Here is a 26461-nt window from a genome sequence, read left to right on the forward strand (position 1 = left end):
ACGGACTCCCTCCTCCCTAGTCATGAAGTAAAGCTAAGATGACTTCAACTGCTGTTCTAGGGCAATAATTTCAATTGCAATTTGCGCAGCCTTCAGGTGGTCGCCTTCACGCTCCGCGCGGACTCGCTCTTCTTTCTTGCGCGCTACTTCTTCTTGCATCGGAACTTTACGAATCTGGCGAATATAGTCGTCAATCACTTGTTCGTTCATTCCATGACCGGCTCCCATCATGACGATGGAACTGGCCAAGCTCTCAAGCTGTTCGTCTTGCAGCATGGCAATGTATCGGCTTGCATCGGGCTCAGCATATTGAGCGTAGTAAGCATATAAATAAGCAGCTAAGACTGCGTGAGCTTCAACATTGAATTGATCACCAAGCTCCTTTTCCACATGCGCGCAAACCTCGCGATCATGCATCATAACCGCTAAAATCAAACGTTCTGCATTATGATAGGCAGGTAAAAGCGTTGGCGACTTGTTAGAGCGCGTTCGTTCCGCCCCTCTCCCATTATTCATAACATTATTCCACAGAATTGGTTTATTATCCCCATCCGGCTTGTTTTTTTCGGACTGCAGCAAGATTTCATGGAGATCCAATTTCATAGCTTCATAGGAAGAATCCGGGAATTCAGAGGCAAGCTGTTTCAGGTAATGCTCCCTCTCCATTGGGGAAGGAAGTGTACTGATCAATTTCACCGCAGACTGTAAATAACGAATGCGGTCACCATCCTCGTGCAATTTAAAATTTTTGCGAATGTATAAAAGCTTATATTTCATCGATGGTACGGAAGCGCCAATGACCTCGCGTACGAATCGGTCGAACCCGAATTGCCCAATATATTCGTCGGGATCTTTGCCATCCGGTAACATCGCTACCGTAACGCGGCTTCCTGCTTCCTCCAACAAAGGAATGCTCTTGTATGCCGCAGCTTGACCTGCATGATCGCCATCGTAACAAACGACGATCTGATCGGCATTCCGGTTCAGAATCGAGGCATGCTCCTTCGTCAGCGCGGTTCCCATGGTTGCTACACCGTTCGTAACGCCAGCTTCCCAAGCTTTGATCAAGTCTACGTATCCTTCGAAGATGATGGCTTGCTGCATTTTACGCATGTTCGGCCGCGCCAGATGCATGTTATACAAAGTACGGCTCTTATTAAATAGGATAGACTCCGGACTGTTCAAATATTTCGGCTGAGCGTCCCCCATGGCTCTTCCTGCAAAAGCGATCACTTTGCCGGCCGAATCGCAAATGGGAAACATGATGCGCTCCCGAAATTTGTCCACATATCCTTGTCCGTCATGCTTAGCCGATATCAAGCCCCCGCGCTCCATCAAGGCAAGATCGAATCCGCGCTTCTCAAGCTGCTGGACTAACGTATCCCACATCGCCGGCGCATAACCGATCTGAAAAGTATCGATGAGCTTATCAGAGATGCCTCTGGCAGTCAAGTAACCTTTTGCCGCCCGCCCCTGCTCCGTATTGCCGACAATATAATGATAAAATTTGGCGGCGAATTCATAGGCTTTGAGCAAAGTCGCTTTTTCCTGCTGCTGCTCGTTCTGTTCTTCGGAAGCACCTTCCCATGTAATAGGAATATCCGCTTCCTCTGCCAACTTCCTTATCGCTTCAGGATAGCTTAGACCTTCGATTTCCATAATAAAACGAATGACATTTCCGCCCGCCTGACACCCGAAACAGTTATAAATCTGCTTTTCAGGTGTCACGGTAAACGAAGGGCTCTTCTCGGAGTGAAACGGACATAAGCCCTTCATATAGTGCCCTTGTTTTGTTAAATGTACGTGCCTGCCAACAACATCAACAATGTCATGACGTGTAAGTACAGCCTCAATGACCTCTTCAGGTATGCGTCCGTACCTCATTTCCATCCACCTACAATTCAAGTCGCTATTTCCGACTCAGTACTATTCGCTATTCTTTTTCGATTTCCTGCAAATATTTTAAAAGTTTTGTCAAACCGTGTAGAAAATTTTTGCGATCTTCCTCCGTAAAAGGTTTCGGCCCTTTCGTATGCTTGCCGCTCCTTCGAAGCTTCGCGGAAGCATGGCGGCGTTCAAGCAAATAGTCAATCGAGCTGTCTGTGTATTCCTGTCCGCGATTGGTGAGGCAGATCGCCCCTTTGGCCAGCCCTAAAGCGGCAAGTCCAAAATCTTGAGTAACCAAAATGTCCCTGGAACGAATATGATTGGCAATGTATAAATCGACAGATTGATCGGATCGGTCGACTTGCACAACCTTCACGCCGGGATTTTCCTTCATTTTGTGATCAAACGAAGCGACCAGCACCACTTGGATACCGAATGGCTTCGCCGCCTGTTCGATTTCCGCTTTGACAGGGCAAGCATCTGCATCGACAACGATTTGTCTTACCATCCAAGGACATTCCGCCTTTTCGAAATCTCACCGTACTATTATATACGATGGGTGAGCAAAAAAATCCTGCAAAGCCGATCATAAAACGTTACTGCACATATTCGATGTGGTCCAGAATCAGACTCGCCGTTTCTTCGACGGCACGGTTGGATACGTCGAAAACGACACAGCCGATCCGGTTCATGATCTTGTCTGCAAAATCCAGTTCTAGTTTTATACGTTCCACATTCGCATAGGTTGCATTTTCTGCAAGGCCGAGCGTGCGAAGTCGTTCCTGGCGGATCACATTGAGCTTGTCCGGGTCAATGCGCAGGCCGATGATTTTATCCCTGGGCACGGTGTAAATCGCCGCCGGCGGCTGCATTTCCGGAACGAGCGGCACGTTGGCTACTTTTAAACGCTTATGTGCCAAATACATCGAAAGCGGCGTTTTGGACGTTCGGGAGACGCCAAGCAAAATGATGTCCGCCTTTTGAATGCCGCTGAAATCACGTCCATCGTCGTACTTCACCGCGAATTCGATCGCTTCTACCTTTTTAAAATAATCTTCATCCAGCGGATGAATCATGCCGGGTTGCCTGCGCGGTTCCTGGTGCAGCACATTGCCCAGCGCAGTTACGACAGGGCCTAACAAATCAATGTAAGGAATATCGTATTGCTTGGCTTTCGAGATCAAGTCGTCCCTGAGTTCGGGAATGACCAACGTAAAGACGACGATGCCGCCATGCACCCGAATTGCGTTAATGACTTTATCAATCGCGTCAAAATCGTGCACGAACGGCGCTCGCACAATCTCAACAGGCGCCGGATGAAACTGCATCGCGGCGGCGCGAACAACCGATTCCCCCGTTTCGCCGACGGAATCGGAAACCACATACACCCGAGTGGGCTGCGGCTGCGTCATAACATCTACCACCTTCCCGCACGAGAAAAACCTCACCGATCTGCAGACAGCATAAAGGCGAGGCGATTTCAAGAGCGTTTGCATGTGAAATCCTAAATGTTATACTTCTCCATTTGTTCGATAAATCCTCTTGCTTTCCAATGCACACCGATGTGCGTATCCATGTAAGTTCGCATGCATGTTTTCAGCTGTTGTTTCGTTTCTTCTTTCACTTGAACGCTGCCAAGTCTGCGCATATCCATGCGTGGAAACAGTTTGAGCAGCTTCTGAGCCCCTTCTCCAACGGCAATGGCCGAAGGATCTTTGTGTCGGCATCGCATACAAAGCAGCCCTCCCAACGTGGGACTGAACGAAATAATGCCATCGGTGCCGCCGCACGACACACAGCTGTCTGTCACCGGCAAGTAGCCGGCGAGGCCGAACATTTTCATTTCATAGAGATGAACGACGATTTGCATGTCCTTGCCCTCTTCAATTGCCGCAAGACCTGCGCGGAGCTGCTCAAAAAAATAATGCCCGCCCTCGTCATCGCCAAACATCCGATCCGTCATCTCCGTTAAATAGGAAGCATAAGCCGATTTATGTAAGTCTTCCCGCAGCGCATGATGCGCTTCGATGATTTCCGCTCCATTCAATGAGCCCATTTGGCCGCGCTGCTTAAAAAAAACAAAATCGCCGTACGTGAACAGCTGCGTAACGGCGGCATGCTTGCTTTTTACTTTCTTCGCCCCCCGAGCCATAACACTAACCTTCCCCAGCTCGGGGGTGAATAAGCGAACGATTTTATTGCCCTCTCCGTGATCCATCGTACGAATCACAATTCCCTGAACGCTCTGCAGCACAACGTTTCCCCCATGATCGAGCTGTCCGTTAAGCCTGCTTCAACCTCAGTTGCTCAGGCCGTCAAACAGCTCTTCATTCGATTGATCTTCTTCGGCAACCTCGGCGTCCATGCCAGGTTCTCCCGTGACTTGCTTGTACAGCAGATAGGCGTCCACATCACCGGTCTTTGAAAAATACGTCCACGAAAAATCTTTCATGTTCAGCATCCTCCTCATCGAACGTGATGTTCATAGGATGCACAGTCCGCTGCACACTATGCGACATCGCAATTGGTACTCTCAGGGAACTGCGTGTTAATCGTGACGGAAGCCTAGATCTTTGAGCACGCGATCCTGATTACGCCAATCTTTTTTCACTTTTACCCACAACTCCAGAAACGTCTTGGAGCCGAGCAATGTCTCGATGTCGCGGCGGGCTTGCTTGCCGATTTCTTTGAGCAGGCTGCCCTGCTTACCGATGACAATGCCCTTCTGTGAGTCGCGCTCCACGAAAATCACGGCGGAAATATGCACAACGCCGTTTGCTTCGACGCGCATATCTTCAATTTGCACCGCAATGGAATGCGGGATTTCCTCGCGCGTCAGATGCAATATTTTCTCACGTATAAGTTCCGCACACACGAATTGCTCGGGATGATCTGTGATCTGATCAGCAGGATAGTATTGCGGCCCTTCCGGCAAGTAGCGAATAATTTGCTCCAGCAAAGTTGTAACATTGTTGCCCTTCAGCGCGGAAACCGGAACAACCTCAGCAAAGCTGTACAAGTCTTTATACTGCACGATGACTTCAAACAACTTTTCAGGCTGAACGAGATCGATTTTGTTCAGTACGAGGAAGACCGGCGTCGTCACATGCTTGAGCTGCTCAATAATATAGCGGTCCCCCCCGCCGATCCCATCCGCCACGTCCACCAGGAACATCACGGCGTCCACCTCGCCAAGCGTGCCATGGGCTACTTTGCTCATATAATCGCCGAGTTTGGACGTGGGCTTATGAATACCCGGGGTATCCAGGAATACGATCTGGCCGCTGCCCGACGTATAGACGCCATGAATTTTATTACGGGTCGTTTGCGGCTTATCCGACATAATCGCAATCTTTTGGCCGATGATTTGGTTCATCAGCGTAGATTTGCCGACGTTCGGTCGTCCGATAATTGCGACAAAGCCGGATTTGAATGCTGTTTTGGTCACTTCCATTTATCCTCCGTTTGCATGTAAATCTTTCGTTGTAAACGCCCCTGGCAGCAGCGCAGACACTGTCGTTTCATATACATCGCCCTTTATGTTGCTTAAAAACACAGGCATTTCCGGCTCGCATAGCTCAATGAGCACCTGCCGGCACACGCCGCAAGGCGAAATCGGGCCTTCCGTGTCGCCAACAACGGCGATCGCTTGAAAAGATCCTTTCTTGTGACCATCTGCGACAGCCCGAAACAGTGCGGTGCGTTCCGCGCAATTCGTCGGCCCGTACGCAGCATTCTCGACATTGCATCCGAGATGCACTTGACCGTTCGCGTCGAGCAGCGCAGCACCGACCTGAAAGTGCGAATAAGGCGTGTATGCGCGCTTCATCGCTTCTTTGGCGAACCCAATGAGTTTTTCTGCTTCCATCATCATAGTCGTCCACCTTCATATTATCATTTAGTTATATCATGTTTAAGCAGGCAAAAGCGAGCAGCGTGACGACAACGCCGATTAGGGCGCCCAAGAAAAGGGCCGGAAACGGTCTCGTCTTTTTATCATACAGCACCGCAAAAACGAGAATCGAAAGCAAATACGCGAGCAGCGCCACGATCGTCAGGGAGACGAAAACGAGAATAACGGTCGAAATGGCGAACGCAATCGCCGTTAAGAGACTCGGACGCACCAGCTTGCCCTTATCGGAGAATCGGGTTTCAATTACAATAACCGTCAGCACAACAAGCGCGATCAGGATCCAGATCGTCCCTGCCGAGAGCGGCGTGTCATGTGTGCGCATGTGGCGCAGCCATTTATCAATAGGATCGAAAAAGACGATTAAGCCCACGACGACGGCGAACCCGGCCGACACCAAAACGGACGCCGCGGCGACGTCCTTTGCAATTTTGGCGAGCGGATGCTGGTCCGGCATTGCCAGATCAACGGCTTTTTCCACCGCTGTATTAATCAGCTCCGTCACAATCATTAACGTCACGGCGAGCAGGATAAACAAAATATCCGTCTTGGACAAATGAATGAACAGCGCCGCAAAAAGAACAAGAAACGCAACACAAAAATGAAATTTCATGTTGCGTTGCGTATCCAGCGCGTACTTGATTCCTTCATAAGCGTAGCGGAAGCTTCTGCGCCATTTCCGAAAACCCGACATTAGCGCGTCAAGCCTGCCTTTTGCAAGATCGCTTCCTGCTTCTCAAACATCGCTTTCTCTTCGTCCTCCGTCTGATGGTCGTAGCCAATCAAGTGGAGAAATCCGTGTACGAACAGGAAGCCAAGCTCCCGGTCCACGGAATGTCCGTACTCTTCGGCCTGCGCGATCGCGCGAGGCACGGAGATAATTATATCGCCCAGCGGCTCGATGAACGCTTCCGAATCGGCTTTGCCATCTTCCGCCGCCTCATCGTCAGCCCCATCTTCGTACTGAATTTGCAGCTCGTCCTCGCCGAACTCGCTCATGGCAAAGGAAAGCACATCGGTCGGCTTATCCAAGCCGCGGTATTGCTTATTCAATTCCTGTATCGTCTCGTCGTCTACGAACGTCAGCGCAACTTCCCCAACGGCTACGCCTTCAAGCTCGCCCGCAAGCTCCAACAACTCTTCCAGTTTGGCTATAAAGGCCGGGGAAATGTCCTGCGCGTCTTGCTCCGAGCTCCATACCAATGTTAAATCTTCACTTGCCACGTTCATCCCGCCCTTTCTACTCGTTTTTCTTCGGCGCCACTTCGCTTGGGTATTCGATCCGGGAATGGAAAATGCCGAGCAGCGTCTCATTAAGCGTCTTTGCGATGATATCCAGCTCTTTCAAGGTCAAATCACACTCGTTAAACTGCCCGTCATCCAAACGGGACTTGATGATCTTCGTCACCATCGAATCGATCTGCTCCAACGTCGGATTGCGCAGCGAGCGCACAGCGGCTTCGACACTATCGGCGATGCCGACGATCGCGGCCTCCTTCGACTGCGCCTTCGGCCCGGGATAGCGGAAATCTTCCTCCCGAACCGGCTTGTCGCTGTTGTCCTCCTCCACAAGCTTCTTCGCTTTGTGGTAAAAATAATGCAGCAGCGTCGTGCCGTGATGCTGTTCGGCAATATCGCGGATCGCCTTCGGCATCTTGAAATCCTTGAGCATCTCAACACCGTCCCGCGGATGCGCGATGATAATGGATTTGCTCAGGTTCGGGTCGATGCGGTCGTGCGGGTTCTCGATATTCGTCTGGTTCTCGATGAAATAGCTGGGCCTTCTCGTCTTGCCGATGTCGTGATAATACGACCCGACGCGGCACAGCAGCCCGTCGGCGCCGATCGACTCGGCGGCCGCTTCGGACAAATTGCCGACCATCACGCTGTGATGGTACGTCCCCGGCGTTTCCGTCAGCAGCTTGCGCAGCAGCGGATGGTTCGGGTTCGACAGCTCCACCAGCTTGAGCGGTGAAAGAATGCCGAACGCCGTCTCGAAAAACGGCAGCAGCCCGATCACGAACACAACTGTGATAATCCCGCCCGCCGCGGCGAAAGCGAGAGAGAACAGCACCTCGCGCTGTTCAAAGTGATCCTCCATCAGCAGGATCGAAGTAATCGTCAGCATCGAGAAGAAGGCGATCATAAAGCCCGCTTTCAAGATGGTGGCGCGCTGGCTCGCCCGCTGAATCGTAAATACCGCGCTAAAGCAGATCACGAGCGTAACCAAGCCGTATTTGAAATCAAATAATTGTTCATGCTCCGTATTGAAAATAATGCTCGACATCAGCGAGAAAATAACGGAGGAAATGAACGCAAGCGGGGCATCGAGCAGGATCGCTATCAGAATGCTGCCCATCGCCGCCGGAGCCAAATAACCGACATAGGGGTACTCCACATTTTGGATGATGGAAATAATTTTCATTCCCAAAATGTTGATGACATAAATCAAGACTAGCATTAACAGCTGCGTGTTATTGTACGCAAGCTGCAGCTTGCTTTGCTTGACGAACATGAAAACAACGAATGACAGCAGCGCCGCAAGAATGCCCAGCCCCAGCTGCGGCAAGTGATTCGCCTTGTCCTTCAGCAGCTCCAGCTTATCGAGCCGAGCATAAATTTCCTCCGTGATCACATCGCCGGCCTTCACGAGCACGTCGTTTTTGTTAATATAGATCGGCTTCGTATTCTCGCGCGCCTGCCCTTTGGCATCGTCCGTGCCCTTCTGATCGAAGAACTTGTTCGGCGTAATCAGCGTTCTGGCAATTTCCGTCACCATTTCGCGCGAGAGCGTTTTCGTGAGTTTCGACGTATTGACCAGCTCCGCCACTTTGGCACGTGCGGTTTGCGCATCCAGCACCTGATCATTCATCAGCTTGCCGACGATATCTTTCGCTACCGGGCGCATATCCGCCAGATCTTCTTTCGTCAGCCTGGGCAGCTTGAAGTACGCTTCCTCGGGAAGCGGATAACTTTGCTCCGCGAGGCCCTTCTGGATTTGCTCCAGGAGCGGATCGTTGTATTGACCACTGATCGATAACGACTTGATCGCCTGACTTTGCAAATCCGAAAGCATCTGAGGAATGACCGTGCGGAAAATGCTCACTTTATCGTCGAATTTCACTTCTTCATCGGAATTAATTTGAAGTAGTTTATCGAAAATAGCATCTAACATGATGTCGTTCTTCAAATTGACGATGCGATACACGGGTTGGACGCGCTTGGCGGCGTCCTCTTTGGCCTGCTCCGTGGCGACTGCGTTCTCAATCTGCCTCGGGGCGTAAATCGTTTTCTCACTCTTCGTTCCTAACTGAATATCGTAAACTTGCGGCACGAGCTTGGCATAAAGTGACGTATAGAAGATTAGCCCCAGCAGGAGAAACAAAATCACCCTCAAGGCCGTACTATACTTCCAGCCGCTCAGACGGTAATGAAATTTGCCTTTCATCTGCACTTCATTTTTCATTGCGGAGGTTCATTCCTCTCTATCTCGCCAGTCCTTTACCGATGATTACTTATCTGAGTCTGCTTGGTATGCGACAATGATCTTTTGAACCAGAGAATGACGGACAACATCCTGTTCATCGAAATAGATAAAACCAATTTCCCCAATCCCGTTCAAAATCCGATTGGCTTCGACAAGCCCCGAAGACTTCCCGCGCGGCAAATCGATTTGTGTCACGTCGCCGGTAATGACCATCTTCGAGCCGAAGCCGAGACGGGTCAGGAACATCTTCATTTGTTCCGGCGTTGTGTTCTGCGCTTCATCCAAAATAATAAACGAGTCGTCGAGCGTCCGTCCGCGCATATAGGCCAGCGGCGCAATCTCGATCAGACCGCGTTCGAGCGCCTTGGCCACCTGCTCAGGGCCTAGCACATCGTTAAGAGCATCATACAATGGGCGCAAATAAGGGTCAACTTTTTCCTGCAGATCTCCCGGCAGAAAGCCAAGACTTTCGCCAGCTTCGACAGCAGGTCTCGTTAAAACAATTCGTTTGACAGCGCCTTCTTTCAGTCGAGTGACGGCCAATACGACAGCCAGGTAAGTTTTCCCAGTCCCTGCAGGACCGACGCCGAAGACGATGTCTTTCTTTTTAATCGTGTCGACATATTTGCGCTGACCGATCGTTTTGACGCGAATGGGCTTCCCTTTGTGCGTCGTGGCGATCTCGCCTTTGAACAGCTCCAGCAGCTCGTCAGCCTTCATCTGCCTGGCCAACTCGACCGCATAGTGAATATCCCGTTCCGTCAGCGTATAGTTGCCCCGTACAAGCTGCAGAAGAACTTCAAAGAGCTGCTGAAGTGAGTTCACTTCCGCAGCCCTCCCTTGTATCGTTATTTCCGCTTCGCGCGTATAAATTTGGGCGTCAAACTCTTTTTCAATCGTATGCAGAAATTTGTCTTGCGGGCCAAATAGAGCTAGTCCTTCGGCAGGATTTTTCAAAGTCATTTTCACAGATTGCGGATTGTCAATCAACAGGCCTCATTCTCCTTGTATCACAATTGGTTGCTCTACGGCAATGTTTTCTTCGACCTCAAAATGAACGTCTATATAAATTTTACCATTCTCTGTTTTTTCATGCAAAATTTTTTCTCCGACCAGCCTGGCGCTCTCGCCCGCCGCCTTCAATAACTTCGCTCTCGCCTGCTCGAGGCCCGTCTTTTTCGCCAGCGCAGCCTCCACTGGCTCTTCGATCACATGAACCTCCATGATTTTCTCGTGCAGCCAACCGAGCGGAAGCGACCAGCTTCGCCATGCCAGCGACTTGCGAGCAGGAATCGTTTCGTAATGGGTATACGGCAGCTTGCCGTACCCGCTCACCTGCAAAGCCTTCGAACCGATCACGACGTAATTGCGCGTTTCCGCTTCACCGGTGTACACCCGGTACTGCTTGCTCAGCGGCACTTCAATGTGCGACGTGTACCACACCACGCCCTTCACCGTACCGTCCGCCACCACCATCTGATTGTTCTGTTCGTCCCCGATCACGCCTGAGATGAGCACGTCCCCTTTGCGGACGTAAGCATTCGGCTTCACGATAGGCCGGCCCTTCTTGGATTGAATCTCCGTGACCAAAGCGCTCTTGCTCGCGACCATATTCCGCGGACTGGACAGCGGCTTCTTATCCGGCACCGTCGCTTCCACAACCTTGATCGTAATGTGCGTCCCGCGGATGTCGACCCCTACCCAAGCTGCACCCGGCAACTGCGCCTGAATCCCCTTCGAGAGCACCTCCGCTTTCGGCAGACGGAATTTCCACTGAAACTGATGTATGCCCTGCTTCGACGCAGCCTCCAGAATTTCAGCCTCCGTGATCCGGTCGTTCCCGTCCACGCTGATCTTCCAAACTAAAGAAGTTAAGACGTATAGCGCAATAACCGAAGCGATTAAACCGATAAAAAACACCTTGCGGCGCGACACCTTTTCCATGAAAAAAGGCAACCCATGCCGGGACAGGACGTGTACCCGGCAGCCTGTCCGCTTAAGCAGCGGCCGAAGACGGAAGAAATCCTTAATCAGGATGTTCAGTTCCAGCTTCCCATCCTGCGTCTGTGTTATATCCCAAATGGAAAAACCGTCCTTGACGAGCGGTTGAATCAGCCGTTCACAGTCTCTGCCGCGGATGTGAATGCGGACATACCCTCGCAGTCTGGCGATGAATAGCGATTGTTTCATGACTCAGCCTCCAAATATCTCATCTCACGCCTATGGCACATATTTCACATCGTCAATGATGCCTTCAATAAACACTTCTTCGGATAAAATAGCCCGAATCACGAGCTGCTTGCCGGTCACTTCCAGCGTGCCTTTCGTCAATTCTAGCTTCAGATATTCACTGGAAAAATGAAGTACCCCCCGATGATTCTCGACATACAGCTGTACGTTGCCAATCATCGTAATCCGCGGCAAATCCTGTACAACGTCCTGTGGCAGATCAAGGAGCTTAGCCGTGAACTGGTTCCATTTGCGGGTCAAGCGACGCATAGCTGGGCAGTACCCCCTCTGGTTCGAAGATCATATCTACGAAAAGGCGCATAGACTTTTTACCAAATTATGCGGCAATCGGCTGATTTATGAGAGAACGGCCCATAAAAAAGCGGAAGCAGGCGCTCGGCGCCCACTTCCGCTTGAAGAGGAGATACGCTGCGTATGGCTGCTTATCTCCGATATGGTTTTTTTGCGCGCGGCGGGCCCAAAATTTCCGCCCACACAACGCCTTGCAGCACCTGCTCCGGCTTTGGATCCGCCGGAAAAGGCTGCGCGCCCGTCAGATCGCTCGCGTAGACGGACGATGCGCCTGCAGCTTGCGGCGATGCGCCAAACGGCGATGCTTTAGCCGACTTCGGCGGCTTCACCGCGTATGCATCGTCCTCAGAGTGCGTGTGCGCGCCGCTCGCAGGCGCTTTAGGACCTGGCGCAGCAGTGGCCACCTGAGTCGCACGCCTCACAGGAGAGGGCTGCTCAGGGCTTCTGGTGCCGCCGCCAAACGTCGGCATCCCGGTTTTGGGGGCGCCGCTTCCCTTGGCGCCTTGTTTGCGTTTGTTCACTTGGTACAAGAACGTCAAAGCAATCAAGACGAGATACCAATTTTTCAAGAGAAACAGAATAAGCTGTTCCATGGAATCACCTCAGCTTGTTTATTCCTTCTCCGGCTTGCCGTCGTTCAATTTGCCGAGGGAAGAACGCATTTGCGTATCCGACTCGATATTTTTCAAATTCATATAATCCATCACGCCGATTTGTCCGGCGCGCAGCGCATCCGCCATTGCCAGCGGCACCGCCGACTCGGACTCCACCACTTTGGCGCGCATCTCGACAACCTTCGCCTTCATCTCCTGCTCGGCGGCTACCGCCATTGCGCGGCGCTCTTCCGCCTTCGCCTGAGCGATGCGCTTATCCGCTTCCGCTTGCTCGGTTTGCAAATGCGCCCCGATATTTTTACCGACATCCACATCCGCAATATCGATGGATAATATCTCAAACGCCGTACCGGCATCAAGTCCTTTGCCCAACACCGTACGCGAGATCAAGTCCGGATTCTCCAACACGTCTTTATGCGTCTCACTTGAACCGACTGTCGTCACGATCCCTTCGCCGACACGGGCAATAATCGTCTCCTCGCCGGCACCGCCGACGAGCCGATCAATGTTCGCGCGCACGGTTACACGCGCGATAACTTTTACTTCAATCCCGTTCTTTGCCACGGCCGATACGTTCGGCGTTTCGATAACGCGCGGGTTAACGCTCATTTGCACCGCTTGCAGCACGTCGCGTCCCGCGAGGTCAATCGCCGCGGCACGTTCGAATTCCAAATGAATTTTGGCGCGGTGCGCCGCAATCAAGGCATTAACAACGCGGTCGACGTTACCGCCCGCAAGGAAGTGACTTTCCAGCTGATTGATGCTGAGATCAAGTCCCGCTTTCGTCGCCTTAATCATCGGATTCACGATGCGGCTAGGCGTAACGCGACGCAGCCTCATCGCGATAAGTGTAATAATACTGATGCGCACGCCTGACGCGAGCGCGGAAATCCACAGCATCACCGGCACCACGCTGAGCAGAATCGCCAACGCAACAATGATGACCGCTACTAATAAAATGAAATACAAACCTGGTTCAATTGTCATGGTCAACATGACCTCCTATCCGTAATTTTCCGTTGTCGCTTCTTTTACAACGACACGAACACCTTCCACATGCGTCACAGCAACCGCTTGCCCTGCCGGGATAAAGCTGCCGTCCGTGACAACATCGACGCGTTCCCCTTGGATCATCGCCGTGCCCGCGGGCCGTAGCGGCGTTATCGCTTCACCCGTCCGCCCGACTAGGTACGAATAGTCCGGCTGTGACGTAAAGCCCTTGCTCTCCGTCAATTGCTCCCGCAGAATAAAACGGTTCCACACGCCGCGATGCTGAAACCTCTTGATCGTGAACGCAAGCACGACAATGGCAACCAGCAGCGCAACGCCCAGCATGACCATCGCTTCAGACGGATCGGATGAAGCCATGATAACCCCGCCGAACAAACAAATGGCGCCTAGCACACTCAAAATGCCAAAGCTCGGCACGACAAGTTCCAAAATGAGCAGGACCAGTCCCAAACCAAAAACGGCTAAATCGCCGAACCCCGTAAACCCCGCCAGGTAAAACCCGAGAAAATACAAAGCAAAACCCGCCACGCCTGCAAGCGCTAGCAATCCTGAACTGAAGAACAGCAATTCCAGCGCGATGCCGATAATCCCTACCATTAGGAGCACGGTAGCTGTGACCGGGTGCGTAAGAAAAGCGGCCAAGCTGTCTACGCCCATAACCATCTCTCCTTCCCCACATACTTAGGAGACTTTCCGAAATTAAGTACTTTTCGGAAAGCTCCCTTAATGTCTCACATGTATGTACGAGCGAATCCGCGATCTGTTTCGTTTTTCGGCAAAAAAAGCAAAAAACCGAGCGGAACGTGTGCATTCCTCTCGGCTTTCTCAATTCATATTTAGTATTACCCTAATAATTGTTGAACTAACTGATTCACAACTTTACCATCAGCGCGTCCTTTAACCTGTGGCATGAGTGCTGTCATGACTTTGCCCATATCCGCTTTGGAAGAAGCCCCAATTTGCTGGATGGTCTGCTGTACAATGGCTTTCACTTCTTCCTCAGAAAGCTGTTGCGGCATGTACTCAGCTAGAATAGCAAGCTCTGCCTTCAGGTTGTCGGCCAGGTCATCACGACCCGCCTTCGTAAATTCTTGGAGGGAATCCTTACGCTGTTTGATTTCACGAGTTAGAACTTCAAGCACTTCATTGTCGTCTAGGGATCTTTTCAGATCGATCTCAGAATTCTTAATCGTAGATCGCACCATTCGAATTACAGAGAGCTTAAACTTGTCCTGACTCTTCATAGCTTGCTTCATATCTTCGTTCAATCGATCGGCTAAGCTCATGTTGCCTCCTAGAACTTTCTCTTGCGAGCTGCCTCAGATTTAAGCTTACGCTTAACGCTGGGCTTGTCATAGTGTTTACGTTTCTTTACTTCTGCAAGAACGCCGTCCTTAGCGATGGAACGCTTAAAGCGACGAAGTGCAGCATCTATAGTTTCGTTCTTACGAACTCGAGTTTCTGACAACTGTTTTCCCTCCCTCCGAACAGACCATCTAAGTCATCGGTTATCAAATCTCATTATAGGCGATAGAATTGGGGGTGTCAATCGCAATCCTGATGTTTCCTGGATGGATTTAGTTGTGCACGCCAAGCGGAGCCAATCTGGCTCCCGCCATGAAATGGTAATGAAGATGATGAACAATTTGCCCTGCATTAGCGCCAATGTTCGTAATTACCCGATAACCGGATTCTTCCACACCGAGTTCTCTCGCGATTTGCGCGGCAACACGCTGCATTTGCCCGATAACCGGCCAGTCTTGCTCTTCGCCTGCTGACAGGGAAGCAAAGTGACGTTTGGGAATAATTAAAATATGAATCGGCGCCGCCGGCTGAATATCATGAAAAGCTAGAATATCCCCATCTTCATAGACTTTCTTGGAAGGCAGTTCGCCCGCAACGATTTTACAAAACACACAATCTGTCATAGATCTGTAAGTCCCCCCGACATAGTAAGTTCATTTACACTTATTGTATCGAAAAGAGCTTCAAAAATCCATTCCAGCAAATTGCCCCACAGGACCAATCTTATTGTTAGCGGTGGGGTTGGTTTTTAAGCGTTTGGTGGATTTTTTTCCATTTGGCTTTTTCTGCCGCTTGCAGTCCCTTGTCTTCCTTGCGGGCCAAATAGGCAAGTTCCTTCTGCAGCTTGACATAGCTCTGATAGCGGTCCTGATCCAAAGATCCGTCCGCCAAGGCGGCTTTGACCGCGCATTTGGGCTCAGAACCATGCCTGCAATCCTGATAAAAGCACATATCCGCTAGCGCTTCAACGTCCTGGAATGATGTGCTTAGTCCGTCCTCGGCGCCCCAGAGCTGCAGCTCCCGCATTCCGGGAGTATCGATCAGAATACCGCCGTCCGGAAGCATAATGAGCTCACGATGCGTCGTCGTATGCTTTCCTTTATCGTCGCCTTCGCGTATATCGCCCGTCGCCAAAATTTCTTTTCCATAAATACGATTCACCAACGTCGATTTTCCAACACCGGAAGATCCTAGTAAAGCTACCGTATGCCCTTGGGTCATATAGCCGGCAAGAGCCGCCAGACCACGGTTCTCCGCGGAGGAAATAATATGAATCGGCACACCGATCGCCACGTCAGCTACCTCGCTCGCCAAACGCTCCGGCTCCGCGCATAAATCCGCCTTGCTTAAAATGATAACGGGATTCGCTCCGCTTTCCCAAGCCATGACGAGGTACCGCTCGATTCGCCGAACATTAAAATCCTGGTTAAGTGCAGATACTAGAAAAACGGTATCCACATTCGTCGCCACAATCTGCTCCTCGGTGACTTGCCCTGCAACTTTGCGGGAAAACTTGCTTTTACGAGGAAGCACGGCATGGATCATGGCGCGTTGCTCACCCGGCCGAACCGACAGCACTACCCAGTCTCCGACGGCAGGATAGTCTTCTCGGCGCTGCGCCAGATGGCGCATTTTGCCCGAAATTTCAGCCAGCAGTTCGCCGGATTCCGTTAGCACGCGGTACATATGCTTGTGTTCCAGGCATACCCGCCCGGCTACGACAGTTTCGCCTTCTTGATATTGCTGAAATGATTTTTCAAAAAATGAATGCCAACCCAATTCAAGTAAATTCAATGATGATTTTCATCCTTTCGCTCCTAGATTCTATTTCTAGTATAGACGCCGCAACGAAGGGGGACACGGGAAAGAATCGTTTAGACGATTTATTCGGAAGCTTCTTTTAGACAGTGGTCAATTTTAAACATAGACCATAAGTCTAATTTGGCATATAATAGAATCAAATCGTACGTGAATGGAGTGAGCGGATGAGTCAGTTCATGAGGGCTACCACTCGCAAAAAGCGTGATGTCATGATGGAAACGGCCTTGGCCATGTTTATGGCGCGAGGCTATGAGAATGTTTCCGTCGACGATATTATCGCGGCTACGGGGACATCGAAAGGTACATTTTACCACTATTTTAAAAGTAAAGACGCCATCATCTCAGCTCTATACACCAAGCAGCTGGAATTGATTCAAGATTGGGTCAAACAGCCTCCCTCTAAGGTGCAGTCGCTTGAGGGCCACATCAATCGACTTTTTTTAGACCTTGCGTCCAATTTTCACAGTTCCCCCCGGCTTGTCCGTAGTCTGCAAGCTTTATCTTTACAAAGCGATGCGGTCAAAACCGAGGAACAGCGGCTGATGACGCAATTATCCCAGAGCTTGCTCCACTGGCTGCCGGAGCCTCATAAAATTGATTTGCTCGTGTGCATGTACACGGGAACGATTCGAGCCTGGTGCTCGCAAGACAATGCCAATCTACTCACGATGATGACGAACAACTTGACCTGGTTATGGGGCGGGCTTCGCGCCAGCGAGCCGTCTGCCGCCCTGCAGGTCGATCCAGTTTCCAAGGAGGCGCACACCATGAAAGTAGCCATTATCGGCGGAGGTTTAGCTGGACTTACAGCGGCCGCATATCTCTCTGACAATCCACATATTCAGGGCACATTGTTCGAACGGAGTCCACAACTCGGCGGACGTGCTTTTACCTATGAAAAAGCAGGTTTCACACTCAACTACGGCGCGCATGCGATCTACGGCATCGACCGTCATACCATTTCCTCCATGGAAAAAGAACTGGGCCTCTCCTTCTCTTCCAAGCAAGTCGACAAGCGCAGGGTCGTATACGCCAAGCACGGCCAAATCACGACGGCCCCGCTCGATGCAATCAACTTGCTGAAAACAGATTTGCTTAACACCGCTCAGAAGGTGCGTTTCGTCGGAGAAATTGCCGCGATCATCGCCAACATCCATAATCTCAAAAATTACCCGACGCTTGCCGACTATTTGGCAGAATCCAACGCGGACGAAGACGTGAAAGAGCTGTGGGAGCATCTCGTGTGCTCGAACTTCTTTATTACCCCGGAGGATGCGCGGAAAGTGTCCGGCGCTGTGATCAGCGAGTACTATCACAATTTATTCCTTTCGAGTAAGCCGGTGAACTACATCTTAGGAAGCTGGGCGGTCATCACCAATCAGCTCAAGCAGAAAATGATCGCATCCGGAAGCTGGGAAATCGCCCTGCAGGAAGGCGTGGACAGCCTTCGTTACGCAGACCGCCAGTTTATACTGCAAACGAAAAACCGGGAGATGGCGTTTGACAAAGTCATTTTTGCCATGCCGGTGCAGCAGGTTGTGAAACTGCTCAAAGGCACAGCATGGGAGCCATTCCTCGCTCCATATGAAGGCAACACCGCGACGGAAGTCATGGTATACGATGTCGGGCTCAGCCAAATCGTGGCGCGGCCGTTCAGCTACATCAGCGACATGGACAACAAAATGTTCATCAGCGACGTGTCCGCTACCGACCACACGCTCGTTCCAGAAGGCGGACAGCTGCTTCAAGGTATTGCGTACCTCAGCGACAACTTCGAAGACGAAGCAGAGCGCAAATCTTACCTGGAACAAAAAACGTCGCAAATGGAAAACCTGTTTGATCAGCACTACCCAGGTTGGCGCGATGTAACAGCCGTGAAACGGGTTTCGAAAAAAGCGATGGTGTCCAGCGTGAAAAACATCGCCTCCAATACCCTCCTTCCGACGCGTGTAGAGAACGTCCCGTTCTACTTCTGCGGCGACGGCTGCCAAAGCAAAGGCGAGCTGGCGGAACGCGCCTTCTCCAGCGCCCGCTCCGCGGCGCTCGGCATCACGCAGGAAATTGAACAAATGCTGCAGCATATTTAAGTCGAGCCTGAGATTTGCCTAGCTGCGCGAATCATGAGAAAAAGCTTCACGAGCAGACCGAGGTCTTGCTTGTGAAGCTTTTTTTAGGTGTACTAGCGAGTTATTGTGACAGTGCGTGTACCGCCATCCCAGCCCACCGTGCCGCCGAACGTCTCTCCGACGAATCTCGCCGGGGCCAGCGTGTAGCCGCCCACCAGTGTAGCAGGCACTTCCAACTCTTTCTTTTCACCGTTCACATAGACCGTCTTGGAATCCAGCGTGAGTTTGACCGTAGTGGAGCCTTTTGTCGCGGTCACGGAGCGCGTCGCCGCGTCGTAATCAACCTTCGCCCCCATTGCCTCGAAAATCGCGCGCAGCGGCGTGAGCGTCGAGCTGTCCTTTATGACCGGCGGCTGTTCAAACTTCAAAGCTTTTCCGTCCAGTTCCACGGCAACTTGGGAGGAAAGTCCGAACGTGCGCAGCGATACTTGCTGCCCTTCTTTGTTCGCGATGCGAATTTGCAGAACGGAACCTTCCGGCACTTCGCCCGCTTTGAGGTCAAGCCCATAAGGCAAGCTGGATTGTGAAGCAATCGTGCGGCCATTGAGCACATAATCGATTTTTCCGATGTACACATCCGGAATTTTCACAAAAGGCGTAATGCGCGTCATCTTCTCGAACACATGATTGTCGGCATCGATCGGCATGTAGCCTGTTCCGCCTGACGGCTTTGCGCCATCCTCCACTTTGGAGAGCAAGTATGGATTCGCAATCAATTGCCGGTAATAACTCTTGATGTCAGCTGAGTCGGATAACGAGTAATCATTCTTCGCGTTCGACATTTGCTGGTCGACGTTGAAATAGGTAATTGCTTTAAGCCGCGGATACTTGTAAGGCATAATCTCGTATAAGCGCTGTAAGTTCAGCTTGGCCCACTCGGTAAAATCCTCATCGGCCGAATGCGAATAATGTGGAACACCCGTTTCACTCAGCATGAGCGGCTTACGGTCGGCATACGTGCTGTACAGTCGGTTCAGCCGCTCGACATTGCTCGTCGCCAGCATCGAAGGAAGTGTAGGATCGCCATTCTCATACGGTTCGATGTACAAGCTGACGCCGACCCAATCCACATACGCATCACCCGGGTAGTACGGGTCAATATCGTTCGCCGGTACGTCGCCGGGACTCCATACCATGGCAACGTTCGGCGCTTCTGCGGCAAATACATCGTGCAGCAACCGGAATTTCTCTATGTATTGGGCCGGATTGCCGTGCCATTTCACCCACGCACCATTCATTTCTCCTGCAAAACGCAGGAAGATCGGGATGCCGGCTTCTTTGGCTTTTTTCGCCCAATTGCGCAGGTAGGTGCCATCCGTTACCGGGTCCAAACCGTCGTCCGGTTCCCAGGCGATTTGCAGCGCGCCGCCGGCTTCTTTCGCTCGCCTTGCATACATATCCGGGAAGCTTTGCCCCCAGTGCGCGTAGGCGAGATAGATCGCATGCTTTTTCCCGTACACAGATTCCGCTTTGGTAAACGTATTGCCCACTTCCGGATCTTGCTCGGAATATAAGCCGAGATACGTCCCATAGGCTGGCTCGAACTTGGCCAACTTTCCGCTGTCAGGCAGCGAGCGCGACTGGAAAACTGCCGGGTCCTTCTCCGTCCGATACAACTCCACAGTCGTCCGAATTTGATCGGCGCGCTGAAGCTTTACAGCGCCCCAATCTCTGCCCGCTCGGACCCAGTACGTATTTTCAAGCTCATAGTAATAAATCGCTTCGTCATATTGCCCTGCCGCATCGTAATAGCTGTCCAGCTTTCCGCAGAAAAGCGCGGCATTCTCCCACTCGCCAATGCTGGCGTAATGATCGACAAGGTACTTCCAATGCGGTACAGCGCCCGCGGAGTTCCCTTGATTAACCAGCGCTTCGGCCTGCTGCCAATGATCCCATACAACGTCTGCACGCACCCCCGCCGGAACACTTACCAAACTAGCTCCCAGCAGACTGGCCGCCAAAACAGTGACAACGAGCCGTTTTTTACCTTTGTTCATAACCTGTTCCCCCTGATCTATTCTCGTGTAACTAACATTGATACGCAAGTGAATGCAAAAAGTAGCAGAATAACCCATCATTTCTAGGAGAAAATAAACCAATACAAATTTGACCATCATGCTGGAAAATGGTGATACGGATGATAGCAATCCATGCTTTTTTGCAAGAGCAGTTTAGCGGGAATGATGATTTTTTTCAACTGGAGGAAATCGTTCATGGGTCGTCGATTTGGTTATTCGGACTGCGTTCCATGATCGATGTACCGCAAACCATCGGCAATTTGGCGATAACCATCGAACATATGAATCAGCCGGATCAAGCCATCAAACATGGGGAGAACGAGTCCGATGCCCTTGTCGCCGGGATACTGGCAGGCAGGCTCGTGATCTTTGACGCGCATTCCGGTCAGTTTCGAATTATCGAACCTGTTTCCAAGCAGTTGAACAGAGCCGTAGACGCTCCTAGCAGTGAAAGTGTCATTCAAGGGGCAATGGCTGCGTTCATTGAAGATATGTATACCAATGTCGGGATCGTGCGAGAGCAGTTCAAGTCAGGCCGCTTAAAAGTCAGCATTTCACCCGTTGGTACTGAAAAATCAACGAGTCTCGCGTTGCTCTACCTGGATACCGTCGCGAATCCGAAGCTGGTTCGAGAAATAAAAAACCATCTGAACGCCAAAAAACAGATCGATATTCGTTCCTTGCAGGATGTCAGCCGCATATTAGGCTTTGGCAAATGGAATCTAATCTCCAAATTTAAAATAACGGAGCTCCCGGAAGAGGTAGCCGCAGTTCTGGAGCAAGGCAGAGTTGTCCTATTCGTTGATCGAATGCCGTTCGCACTCATCCTGCCTAATTCCCTTTGGGACGCCTTCACCTTGGGAAGTGATCGCAATTTCCCTCGGCCTATCATGCTCTCCATTCGTGCCGTTCGGCTAATCGGCGCGTTTACGACCATTATTCTTCCTGCTCTATACGTAGCGCTGGTCGCTGTCAATCCGGAAGTACTGCGCCTGCAGCTGGCCCTCTCTGTTGCGCAAAGCCGGGACGGCGTTCCTTACCCGGCTGCCGTTGAAACGATTATTATGCTGCTCTTGCTTGAGCTGGTGCTGGAATCCAGCGTCCGCCTTCCCCGCAGCGTCGGGCCGACCCTCACCATGGTCGGAGGCATCATTCTCGGACAAGCGGTTGTTGCCGCCCAGCTCGTCAGCAACCTGCTCATTATCGTATTGGCTGCTACGACCATCGCGAATTCAACCATTGTCGGCATCCAAAACGGTTATTTACTGCGATCATTAAAATATATAACCGTTGTTTTAGCAGCAATATTCGGCGTTCTGGGCATATTTGTCGGTGTCGTGATCATTTGCGGTCTGTTGGCCGGCGAATCCTCGTTCGGCATATCTTATGTTCGTTTGCCGTTTGCAAAGGATGATGCTGAGTATGAATAAGAGCCTGCACGTCGTGATCATGTATATTTTAGTCCAGCTGGGGCTCATCTTCTTTCTGTATCCCGGCGAGATTATCGAGTCCGCATCCGCCGGACACTGGCTTCCGATTGTTTTTGGATTCGCTGTCTACCTCTTCTGTCTATGGCTCTACTTGAAGGGCATGAGCTGGGGCGGCAAAAAAGATATTGTCGACTTATACGGGCAATTGGGAACTACCGTTTCCGCCATTCTGCTTGCCCCGGTTTTTATGTATTTTATCATTCAAATTATCGTAACGATCCGGGCGTACTCGGAAATTATGTCGATCGTATTTCTTTCCAATACGCCTCTTTGGGCGATTATGCTGCTATTACTGGCCGTGCCGACGTACTTGGCCAACAAAGGCATGAGAACGATTTTCGGTGCAGGGGTGCTCGTCGCCTGTTTCGGTTTACCGCTTGTCTTGTTTATTACCATCGCCTCCTTCCAGAATGTCAACTGGCATTACATCTTCCCATTAGTAGGCGAGAACGTAGATTTCTTCACAAAAGCTTCGTATTATCGCAGCTTTTTCGTTTATACCGGAAGCTTTATGTTTTTAGGTTTTGTGCAGCCATTCTATACATTTCGAACCCGCTCGGTCATCGTAACCGCCCTTTGTCTGCTTCCTATGCTGCTTTGCGCCGTATATGTTCCGATTCTGACATTCGGCGAAGCGACAGCCGTCACGCTGTTCTTTCCCTTCGTGGTCACACTTGACGTGATTCATATTAACTGGCTGATGTTCGAACGTGTAGCCGTGTTTTTTCTGCTTAGTTTAATTTCGATGATGATGCTGCTTCTTGCCCTAACACTATGGCAATCCGTGCGCATCATGAGACAGTTTATTCCACGCATACCCGTTAGCTGCCAGTTGATCGTAATCGCAGCCGGTATCTTTGCCGTTTGCTTATCCATTCCCAATATAGAAAGTGTTCAACACTTGTTTTCGTGGAATCTCTATGTGCGTTTCTATTTGCTGATCGCCGTGCCGATCACCGTCTATTTCCTCGGGCATCGCGCCAAGAAGGAGGCACAGCATGAGAAAACTGCGGCAGGCCGTTAGTCTGGCCATTCTCCTAGCGGCTCCTCTGCTGTTAAGCGGGTGCTGGGACAATAAGGACATCAACCATCGATCACTGCCGGTCGCCATGGGCATTACGAAAAACGGCGAGGAATATCAGGTGTTTTTACAAATTCCGGAACCTGTGGCAACACGTCTGCAAACCAAAATTGTCGTGGAAAAAGGAGATACCATCACCAAAGCGGTCGACCGATTAAGCGAGAATTTGGAGAGCGAAGTGGATTTGCTCCATTTAAAAGTTGTCATGATCGATAAAAAAATTGCCGCGCTGGGGATGAGCGATATTTTTTCTTTCTTCATCCGAGTGAGAGACATTTCGCCCAAAGCGCTAGTCGTGCTTTGCGATGAAGATCTGGAAACATTTTTCACCAACATCAAAAATAAAATGAATCCCGAGAGCCGGAATCTCACCGACTTCTTTGAGAAGTATGCAGGCTGGAACCCGCAGATTGCATTGACGAGAATATGGGAAGTATACCGAAGCATTCATTCCTATACCGAAGATGTTGTGCTGCCCATAGTCAGATCAGGCAATACGACTGCTATCAGCCATATCGGCTCCGCCATTATCAAAAACGGCAGGATGGTGGGGACGATCAATTCCGACGACACGCTATTGGTTAACTTGTTTAAAGGGGAGAGCGGTGAAGGTAAGATCGAAGTGATGGAAAATGCCAGTGTTCTAATCAATAAAACTTCGCTGCGGCTCCGGAGCCGAATGCTGCAAGGCAAACCGGTCACAAAAGCGCGAATGTCGCTGAACGTGAGTCTTCTCGAAGTGAAGGGTCAGACTTCCGTCGAAACAATTAAACAGGATCTGAAGGATCAGTTGAATCACCGTTTTACTAAGTTGCTCGCCAAAGCGCAAAACGGTCAAGCCGATATTCTATCGTTGGGACAGACGTTTCGGCGCCAGATTCCTCGCTCGCTGCTGCAAAACTGGCGGGAATCGCTTTATCCGGATTTACGTGTCGATTTTGACATCCATATCAACGTACAGGACGAAGGCTTTCTTAAAACCAATTAGGTTTGAAAGCCAACTATCCCTGATGAAAGCTCACTTTCATTGACTTCGACATAAAAAAAGCCAACGCTCTCCGGATCAGGAGGTTGTCGGCTTATGGGATTTAAGCTTTTGTACTGCGTACGAATTGTGCGCGAACCCGCTTCTTTTGTATTTGGGAGAGCGGCTGTACCGCCGACGCATCTCTGGGGACCGCAGTGCTGCGCACGCCGCCAGCTTTGAAGCCGCCGGCTACAGGAACCGCGACACGAATGCCGTATGTCGACATAATAAGTGCAATCGGATTGCTGATGGAGCGTGTCCCATCGGGTGTACCGGCGAAATTAAGCGCCGCAGCATACCGGTCGCTGGCTCGCAACCAAACAGAACCGGAATCGCCAGGCAACGAAACGGGGCCGTTATTGCCGCGAATGACCGATTGATTACGGAACAATAGCGTGCCGAGCCTCCCCCCGTAGGAGACACGCACATCCACATGATTGGCTTCAACTGTTCCTCTTACAAAGCCTGTCGTCCGGCCTGACTTCACCAATTGAGCACCGACGGAATAGCTGAGCACGTGCCCAGGCACCGTGATCAGACTCCCTGAGGAAGTCACCTGATAGCGCGGATTCAGCAGCTGATTGGATGCGACTGCGATTGCTGAATCTTGATAATTCACCGCATTATTCTGAAGTGGCACGAATTGATACGCTCTGCCAAGCTGATCGCTTGCAAGTGTGCCTCCATCGGCAGGCCCCGGTTGGAGCGTTGCGGAGTAGAGCGGCGAGTTGTCTTTAATGAGAACATGATTGTTGCTTAACACGTATAACTGATTATTTTTGGTGACAATGAGACCGGCGGTACCTGTTGCGGCCGGATTCGCCTTTCCGACGGAGACGCCTCCGGGCACAGGCCGAATGCGAGAGCGGAACGTCGCAGGCTTGAAAATTTTAGGGTGAGTGAGCAAGGCATGACACTTAAATGTACCGGAAGCGACAAATCGTACCGGCACCGCTGAGGAGGCGCCTGCCTGTGTGGCGACCGTGCGCAAACCGTTCATGCTCGAAGGCACTATCTTTTTCTGGGTATATACGATAACGCTTGCCCCCAAAGCAGGCTTGTGCGGATCCACGTATCCGACTCCGATGGCAGTGACTTCAGGTCTTTTGAGCAGCGTGTGGGCTATTCGCTTTTTGTGCCTTAGCGCTTCATGGAACGTTGCCATTCACACATTCCCCTCTCATTTTGGATGATTCAGTGTATGTCCATCCCATCCGCCTTGCCTCCTCTTTCACCTACCGCTGCGACCAAAAGGCAAAAAAGGCGAATGACCGCACACGGCCATTCACCTCGTAAGGTGTATTCAACCTCTTCCTAAAAGCTACACTTCTTCTACGACGATTCGGCTTCCACGCCCTGAAGATTCTGCAGGCTGTACGATCAGTTTGCGCACAAGCCTTGCGCGGAGCTCAGGCACGTGGGAGATGACGCCTACCGCCAATTTGTCCGTATGCAGCTTCTCCAGTGCACCGATGACCATATCGAGCAGTTCCTGATCGAGCGTACCGAACCCTTCATCCAGAAAGAAAAATTCGAGGGGATACTCGCCCTTGAGCTGTATTTGCGCGGACAACGCTAACGCGAGCGCCAGCGACGTCAGAAACGTTTCTCCGCCGGAGAGCGTGCTCACCGGGCGCTTCACACCGCCGTTCGCATCGTCGCGAATGACAAACCCGCCGCCGGAATCGACCTCGATTCCATACCGGCGGCGCGTCAGCTCCCCGAGCCGCTCGGACGCCGCGCGGCTCACTTGCATGAGCTGCTCTTCGGCGAGGTACTCGACGAAGGCGTTGGCTTTGAGCACGGCTTGCAGCTTGCCCAGCCGCTCCAGCTGCGCAGCGAGCTCTACGCGCTGCGCCTCGAGCTCGCCCCAGCGGGCGTGGCGCACAGCCAGCTCGCTCGCGCCCTGCGCAGCCGCCGCCCGCGCTTCCAGCGCGGCCTCGGCGGCCGCTTTCGCAGCGCGCAGCCGCTCCTGCGACTGCGCCCAATCGGCCGCGCTCAGCGAGCGGCCCTGCAGCTTCGCTGCCAGCTGCGCCAGCTGGGCGCGCAGCGCCTGCTCGCGCTCGCGGTGCTCGGCCGCGAGCTGCGCCCATGCGCGGCGCTGCTCAGGCGCCAGCGCCGCCGCTGCGGCGGCTTCGCGCGA

General features: G+C 51.6%; 27 protein-coding genes. 4 read left to right on the forward strand and 23 right to left on the reverse strand.

Annotated features, from left to right (window positions below):
* Nucleotides 1–33: 33 nt before the first annotated feature.
* From dnaG to rsgA, 20 genes are all read right to left on the reverse strand, one after another.
* Nucleotides 34–1884, reverse strand: a complete 1851-nt coding sequence (gene dnaG, locus EJQ19_RS20815; RefSeq protein WP_126143166.1) for a DNA primase — start codon at nt 1882–1884, stop codon at nt 34–36.
* 49 nt (nt 1885–1933) lie between these two features.
* Nucleotides 1934–2395 (reverse strand): YaiI/YqxD family protein, encoded by a 462-nt coding sequence (locus tag EJQ19_RS20820; RefSeq protein WP_126143167.1) that lies wholly within the window; start codon nt 2393–2395, stop codon nt 1934–1936.
* 88 nt (nt 2396–2483) lie between these two features.
* Nucleotides 2484–3299 carry a pyruvate, water dikinase regulatory protein gene (locus EJQ19_RS20825; RefSeq protein ID WP_126143168.1) on the reverse strand — a complete coding sequence of 272 codons (816 nt, stop codon included), beginning with the start codon at nt 3297–3299 and terminating at the stop codon, nt 2484–2486.
* Nucleotides 3300–3391: 92 nt separating this feature from the next.
* A complete protein-coding gene (gene recO, locus EJQ19_RS20830) occupies nt 3392–4141 on the reverse strand; it encodes a DNA repair protein RecO (RefSeq protein WP_126143169.1) in 750 nt (249 codons plus the stop codon).
* Nucleotides 4142–4186: 45 nt separating this feature from the next.
* Nucleotides 4187–4339 (reverse strand): YqzL family protein, encoded by a 153-nt coding sequence (locus EJQ19_RS20835; protein ID WP_126143170.1) that lies wholly within the window; start codon nt 4337–4339, stop codon nt 4187–4189.
* A gap of 96 nt (nt 4340–4435) precedes the next feature.
* Nucleotides 4436–5341 carry a GTPase Era gene (gene era, locus EJQ19_RS20840; protein ID WP_206438461.1) on the reverse strand — a complete coding sequence of 302 codons (906 nt, stop codon included), beginning with the start codon at nt 5339–5341 and terminating at the stop codon, nt 4436–4438.
* Nucleotides 5342–5755: a cytidine deaminase gene (locus EJQ19_RS20845; protein ID WP_126143192.1), complete on the reverse strand. Its 414-nt coding sequence runs from the start codon at nt 5753–5755 to the stop codon at nt 5342–5344.
* Between the two features lie 34 nt (nt 5756–5789).
* Complete coding sequence (locus EJQ19_RS20850) at nt 5790–6491, reverse strand: diacylglycerol kinase (protein ID WP_126143172.1); 702 nt, start codon at nt 6489–6491, stop codon at nt 5790–5792.
* Complete coding sequence (ybeY, locus tag EJQ19_RS20855; protein WP_241243017.1) at nt 6491–7021, reverse strand: rRNA maturation RNase YbeY; 531 nt, start codon at nt 7019–7021, stop codon at nt 6491–6493. The genes EJQ19_RS20850 and ybeY overlap by 1 nt, the downstream gene beginning before the upstream one ends.
* 16 nt (nt 7022–7037) lie before the next feature.
* Complete coding sequence (locus EJQ19_RS20860; RefSeq protein WP_126143174.1) at nt 7038–9263, reverse strand: HD family phosphohydrolase; 2226 nt, start codon at nt 9261–9263, stop codon at nt 7038–7040.
* 45 nt (nt 9264–9308) lie between these two features.
* Nucleotides 9309–10247 carry a PhoH family protein gene (locus tag EJQ19_RS20865; protein ID WP_126143193.1) on the reverse strand — a complete coding sequence of 313 codons (939 nt, stop codon included), beginning with the start codon at nt 10245–10247 and terminating at the stop codon, nt 9309–9311.
* 33 nt (nt 10248–10280) lie between these two features.
* Nucleotides 10281–11474, reverse strand: coding sequence for a sporulation protein YqfD (gene yqfD, locus EJQ19_RS20870; RefSeq protein ID WP_126143175.1), 1194 nt, complete (start codon nt 11472–11474; stop codon nt 10281–10283).
* A 30-nt stretch (nt 11475–11504) separates the two neighbouring features.
* Nucleotides 11505–11783 carry a sporulation protein YqfC gene (gene yqfC, locus EJQ19_RS20875; protein ID WP_126143176.1) on the reverse strand — a complete coding sequence of 93 codons (279 nt, stop codon included), beginning with the start codon at nt 11781–11783 and terminating at the stop codon, nt 11505–11507.
* A 173-nt stretch (nt 11784–11956) separates the two neighbouring features.
* Nucleotides 11957–12418, reverse strand: coding sequence for a hypothetical protein (locus EJQ19_RS20880; RefSeq protein WP_126143177.1), 462 nt, complete (start codon nt 12416–12418; stop codon nt 11957–11959).
* A gap of 18 nt (nt 12419–12436) precedes the next feature.
* The gene (gene floA / locus EJQ19_RS20885; RefSeq protein ID WP_126143178.1) at nt 12437–13426 is read right to left on the reverse strand and encodes a flotillin-like protein FloA; all 990 of its coding nucleotides are present in this window, start codon (nt 13424–13426) and stop codon (nt 12437–12439) included.
* A gap of 15 nt (nt 13427–13441) precedes the next feature.
* Nucleotides 13442–14107 carry an NfeD family protein gene (locus tag EJQ19_RS20890; protein ID WP_164716647.1) on the reverse strand — a complete coding sequence of 222 codons (666 nt, stop codon included), beginning with the start codon at nt 14105–14107 and terminating at the stop codon, nt 13442–13444.
* Between the two features lie 185 nt (nt 14108–14292).
* Nucleotides 14293–14736 carry a GatB/YqeY domain-containing protein gene (locus EJQ19_RS20895; RefSeq protein ID WP_126143180.1) on the reverse strand — a complete coding sequence of 148 codons (444 nt, stop codon included), beginning with the start codon at nt 14734–14736 and terminating at the stop codon, nt 14293–14295.
* Nucleotides 14737–14744: 8 nt separating this feature from the next.
* Complete coding sequence (rpsU, locus tag EJQ19_RS20900; protein ID WP_028558020.1) at nt 14745–14918, reverse strand: 30S ribosomal protein S21; 174 nt, start codon at nt 14916–14918, stop codon at nt 14745–14747.
* A 109-nt stretch (nt 14919–15027) separates the two neighbouring features.
* Nucleotides 15028–15378, reverse strand: a complete 351-nt coding sequence (locus EJQ19_RS20905; protein WP_126143181.1) for a histidine triad nucleotide-binding protein — start codon at nt 15376–15378, stop codon at nt 15028–15030.
* A 106-nt stretch (nt 15379–15484) separates the two neighbouring features.
* The gene (gene rsgA / locus EJQ19_RS20910; protein ID WP_206438462.1) at nt 15485–16549 is read right to left on the reverse strand and encodes a ribosome small subunit-dependent GTPase A; all 1065 of its coding nucleotides are present in this window, start codon (nt 16547–16549) and stop codon (nt 15485–15487) included.
* Nucleotides 16550–16740: 191 nt separating this feature from the next.
* Here rsgA and EJQ19_RS20915 point away from each other — a divergent pair, with 191 nt between their 5' ends.
* Nucleotides 16741–18663: an FAD-dependent oxidoreductase gene (locus EJQ19_RS20915; protein WP_126143182.1), complete on the forward strand. Its 1923-nt coding sequence runs from the start codon at nt 16741–16743 to the stop codon at nt 18661–18663.
* Between the two features lie 92 nt (nt 18664–18755).
* Here EJQ19_RS20915 and EJQ19_RS20920 read toward each other — a convergent pair whose 3' ends face one another.
* A complete protein-coding gene (locus EJQ19_RS20920; protein WP_164716648.1) occupies nt 18756–20699 on the reverse strand; it encodes a stalk domain-containing protein in 1944 nt (647 codons plus the stop codon).
* A 140-nt stretch (nt 20700–20839) separates the two neighbouring features.
* Here EJQ19_RS20920 and EJQ19_RS20925 point away from each other — a divergent pair, with 140 nt between their 5' ends.
* Genes EJQ19_RS20925 through EJQ19_RS20935 form a run of 3 tightly spaced genes read left to right on the forward strand, consistent with a single transcriptional unit; the run spans nt 20840 to nt 24279 of the window.
* Nucleotides 20840–22150, forward strand: a complete 1311-nt coding sequence (locus EJQ19_RS20925; protein WP_164716649.1) for a spore germination protein — start codon at nt 20840–20842, stop codon at nt 22148–22150.
* Nucleotides 22143–23234: a GerAB/ArcD/ProY family transporter gene (locus tag EJQ19_RS20930; protein ID WP_164716650.1), complete on the forward strand. Its 1092-nt coding sequence runs from the start codon at nt 22143–22145 to the stop codon at nt 23232–23234. The genes EJQ19_RS20925 and EJQ19_RS20930 overlap by 8 nt, the downstream gene beginning before the upstream one ends.
* Nucleotides 23209–24279: a Ger(x)C family spore germination protein gene (locus EJQ19_RS20935; RefSeq protein ID WP_126143186.1), complete on the forward strand. Its 1071-nt coding sequence runs from the start codon at nt 23209–23211 to the stop codon at nt 24277–24279. Before EJQ19_RS20930 ends, EJQ19_RS20935 begins: the two co-directional genes overlap by 26 nt.
* A gap of 100 nt (nt 24280–24379) precedes the next feature.
* Here the strand turns inward: EJQ19_RS20935 and EJQ19_RS20940 are convergent, their stop codons facing one another.
* Both EJQ19_RS20940 and EJQ19_RS20945 read right to left on the reverse strand, forming a co-directional pair.
* Nucleotides 24380–25483 (reverse strand): chymotrypsin family serine protease, encoded by a 1104-nt coding sequence (locus tag EJQ19_RS20940; protein WP_241243018.1) that lies wholly within the window; start codon nt 25481–25483, stop codon nt 24380–24382.
* Between the two features lie 156 nt (nt 25484–25639).
* Nucleotides 25640–26461, reverse strand: an 822-nt coding sequence (locus EJQ19_RS20945; RefSeq protein WP_277600971.1) for an SbcC/MukB-like Walker B domain-containing protein, incomplete at its 5' end; no start/stop codon positions are given.

It is taken from the genome of Paenibacillus whitsoniae (genome assembly GCF_003955665.1).
In the GTDB taxonomy this organism is placed as follows: domain Bacteria; phylum Bacillota; class Bacilli; order Paenibacillales; family NBRC-103111; genus Paenibacillus_E; species Paenibacillus_E whitsoniae.